Source organism: Clostridium chromiireducens, from assembly GCF_002029255.1.
In the GTDB taxonomy this organism is placed as follows: Bacteria; Bacillota; Clostridia; order Clostridiales; family Clostridiaceae; genus Clostridium; species Clostridium chromiireducens.
Window position 1 is genome coordinate 1 of sequence record NZ_MZGT01000153.1, and the last position, 3511, is coordinate 3511.

Sequence of the window (3511 nt, forward strand, 5' to 3'; positions counted from 1 at the left end):
TAATAAATATAGACTGAAAACAGTATCACAATACATAAGGTGACCTAAAAAGATACATTATTTAAAAAATGTGTAGTAAATAGAAAAATATATAATAAAATTATAAATAGTAATTGTATAGCTACATTGTGATAATATTGAATTAATGCGATATGAGCAGATCTCATTAATAATTTGTATTATTACTAGAAAGTTTAAATAATTATATTAAAGTAAAGAGGTTGAAGATAGTTGATTAGAAAAGAAATAGAAAATAAGCATAGCCAAAATAGTAATATTAAAAGAAGATATTTTTATGCTATTAATTACCCAGTATTTGAAGAAGATTTATGCAAGATGGAGATGAGAAGTCTTTTTAACCAAACTCCGGATGAAAAGTTTTTATTTTCGAATACATATATAAGTGCTTCAAGAAGTCCTTTTATAAAAGAAATGATATCAATAATATATGAAGAAAATTCATTAGAAGATATTCTTAGAAGTATTACAAGGGATAGATTGGCTTACAATGATTTTAAGGTATGTTATATAAAAATTGAAAGCGGGGATATAGGTTACGAGGAAAGATTAAGAAGTATAAGTAAAGTTGGATTTGTTATAACAGGTGAACCTCAAATGCATAATCCCCAAATTATAATTGGGATTACGAAGGTTAATGGAAGATGGATACTAGGAGAGTATGAGAGAAATGACTACGAGTGGCATATTCATGATAAGAAGCCTTATTCATATTCAAACTCTTTAAGTTTAAGAGTGGCTAGAGCATTAGTAAATATAGCAGTAAAAAATGATTTGAGTTGTAAACTAGTTGATCCTTGTTGTGGGATAGGTACAGTTGTTATTGAAGCTATGTCAATGGGAGTTAATGTGTTAGGATATGAAATCAATAAGAGCATTGCGGAAAATGCTCGAAAGAACTTAGAATTCTTTGGATATAAAAATGTTATAACTAATGAAGATATGAATAATATAGAAGACAAATATGATATTGCTATTATAGATTTGCCATATGGATTATTTACGCCAACAACAATTGAGGAACAAACATCTCTTATTAAAACTGCTCGCAGGATCAGTAAAAGATTAGTTATAGTTACTTTTGAAGATATGGATGAGAATATTATAAATGCAGGTTTTAATATCATTGATAGATCATTTGTTTTAAAAGGCAGGTTTAAGAGATATATAAGCATTTGTGAATAGCAAAAACTAAAATTGTATAATTAATAAATCTTTTAATGATTAGCTAATATGTATGGGTACATTTGCATTGTATCCATACATATTTTATTATAATTAGGTAATTAAAAAGAGGGGGAGTTATACAATGGAGAGAAAATTAGTAAATAAGAATCTTGCTCAAATGTTAAAGGGTGGGGTAATCATGGATGTTACAAATAAGGAAGAAGCAATCATTGCAGAAAATGCTGGGGCGTGTGCTGTAATGGCTCTTGAAAGAGTTCCTTCTGATATAAGAAAGGAAGGCGGAGTAGCAAGAATGTCAGATCCAAAGATGATAAGAGAAATTCAAGAGGCCGTATCAATCCCAGTTATGGCTAAAGTCAGGATAGGACATTTTGTAGAAGCTCAAATTCTAGAAGCACTAAATATAGATTTTATTGATGAAAGTGAAGTACTTACACCAGCTGATGATAAATATCATATAAATAAAGAAGAGTTTAAAGTTCCGTTTGTTTGTGGTGCAACTAATATAGGTGAGGCACTAAGAAGAATTGGCGAAGGTGCATCAATGATAAGAACTAAAGGAGAAGCAGGAACCGGAGATGTGGTGCAAGCAGTTAAGCATATGAGAACTATGAATGAAGAAATAAAAAAAATACAAAGTGCATCAAAGGAAGAATTAATGACTTTGGCTAAGACTTATAGTGCACCATATGATTTAGTTAAATATGTTTGGGAAAATGGGAAGCTGCCAGTTGTTAATTTCGCGGCAGGTGGAATTGCAAGCCCTGCGGATGCAGCACTTATGATGCAACTAGGAAGTGAAGGAGTGTTTGTAGGTTCGGGTATCTTTAAGTCTGACAATCCGGAAAAGAGAGCAAGAGCAATAGTTCTTGCTACTACTTATTATAATGACCCGGAAAAATTAGCAGAGGTTTCTACTGATTTAGGTGGAGCAATGAGTGGAATTTCAGCACAAGAGATTCAAACCCAATTCGCTGAAAGAGGTTGGTAATATGAATGTTGGGGTTTTATCGTTTCAAGGTGGTGTAATTGAACATTTAAACCAAATAAAAAGACTAGGACATATTGGTGTTGAAGTAAAAAGGGAAAAAGATTTAGGTATTATTGATGCAATAATATTGCCAGGGGGAGAGAGTACAACCATAGGCAGACTTTTAAGAGTAACGAAGCTTATCGAGCCACTAAAGGAAAAGATAAGGAAAGGACTGCCTACATGGGGAACATGTGCAGGAATGATATTATTAGCAAATGAAATCGAGGATGAAGAATCGAAATATCTTGAACTTATGAATATTAAAGTTAGAAGAAATGCATTTGGAACACAGAAAGATAGCTTTAGAACACATAGAATAGTAAATGAAATTTCAGAAGAGAAACTGGAGCTAGTTTTTATAAGAGCGCCGTATATAAGTGAAATAAAAGGAAATGCAAAAATTTTATGTAAATTGGATGATAAAATAGTAGCAGCTAAGCAGGACAATATTATGGCAACATCTTTTCATCCTGAATTGACAGATGATTTAAGATTTTTGAATTATTTTTTGAAAGGTAATTGGATGAAGAATAAGTAATGTGAAAGTAAGCCATAGCATATAAGAAGAAACTACTAAGAATTCATTAACAGATAATAAAATCTTTTTGCATGCTTTTTTAGTAGTTTTCTATCTGATTAGATAGAAAACTACTAAATATATGAGTACATTTATCATAGCAAATGTTTGGACTCTAGAAGTGGATATAAGATATAAAGCAGTTTTATGGGTTAATAGTGTTAATAATGATAGTTAACTAAGCCTAGTGTATCAATAATAGAATAATGTAGAAAAACAGAGAATAATATGGAATTAACAATATAAGCTGAGTATATGATGATTTTAGTGAAAATCAGTAGAAGCGCATATGGTAAGATAAAACACGTCGCTGAAAGACACAAGCAAAACAACTTAAAACTGAAAGAATAACTGAAAATGAAGTTCAAAAAGTTTTTAAAAAAGTTGTTGACAAGTTTTGAATGCGATGCTATACTGAATAAGTTGTCAGAAACGACAGCAAACAACAAAAGATTACAACAGTAGTTGTAAGAAAGAAAAATTGGTCTTTGAAAATTGAACAGAATATATAAAAAACATTTAAGTAAACCAGCAATTCTTTATTTGAGTAAGCTAAGATTAAACTTTTTATTGAGAGTTTGATCCTGGCTCAGGACGAACGCTGGCGGCGTGCTTAACACATGCAAGTCGAGCGATGAAGTTTCTTCGGGAACGGATTAGCGGCGGACGGGTGAGTAACACGTGGGTAACCTGCC

Annotated in this window: 3 protein-coding genes and 1 rRNA gene; all 4 read left to right on the forward strand. The window is 31.6% G+C overall.

What is annotated here, in order from left to right; all coding sequences use genetic code 11:
* Positions 1 to 234 precede the first annotated feature (234 nt).
* Positions 235 to 1203, forward strand: a complete 969-nt coding sequence (locus CLCHR_RS23970) for a TRM11 family SAM-dependent methyltransferase (protein ID WP_423236650.1) — start codon at positions 235 to 237, stop codon at positions 1201 to 1203.
* 124 nt (positions 1204 to 1327) lie between these two features.
* Positions 1328 to 2197 carry a pyridoxal 5'-phosphate synthase lyase subunit PdxS gene (gene pdxS / locus CLCHR_RS23975; protein WP_079442449.1) on the forward strand — a complete coding sequence of 290 codons (870 nt, stop codon included), beginning with the start codon at positions 1328 to 1330 and terminating at the stop codon, positions 2195 to 2197.
* A 1-nt stretch (position 2198) separates the two neighbouring features.
* Positions 2199 to 2777: a pyridoxal 5'-phosphate synthase glutaminase subunit PdxT gene (gene pdxT, locus CLCHR_RS23980; protein ID WP_079442450.1), complete on the forward strand. Its 579-nt coding sequence runs from the start codon at positions 2199 to 2201 to the stop codon at positions 2775 to 2777.
* A 605-nt stretch (positions 2778 to 3382) separates the two neighbouring features.
* A 16S ribosomal RNA gene (locus CLCHR_RS23985) occupies positions 3383 to 3511 on the forward strand; the annotation flags it as partial.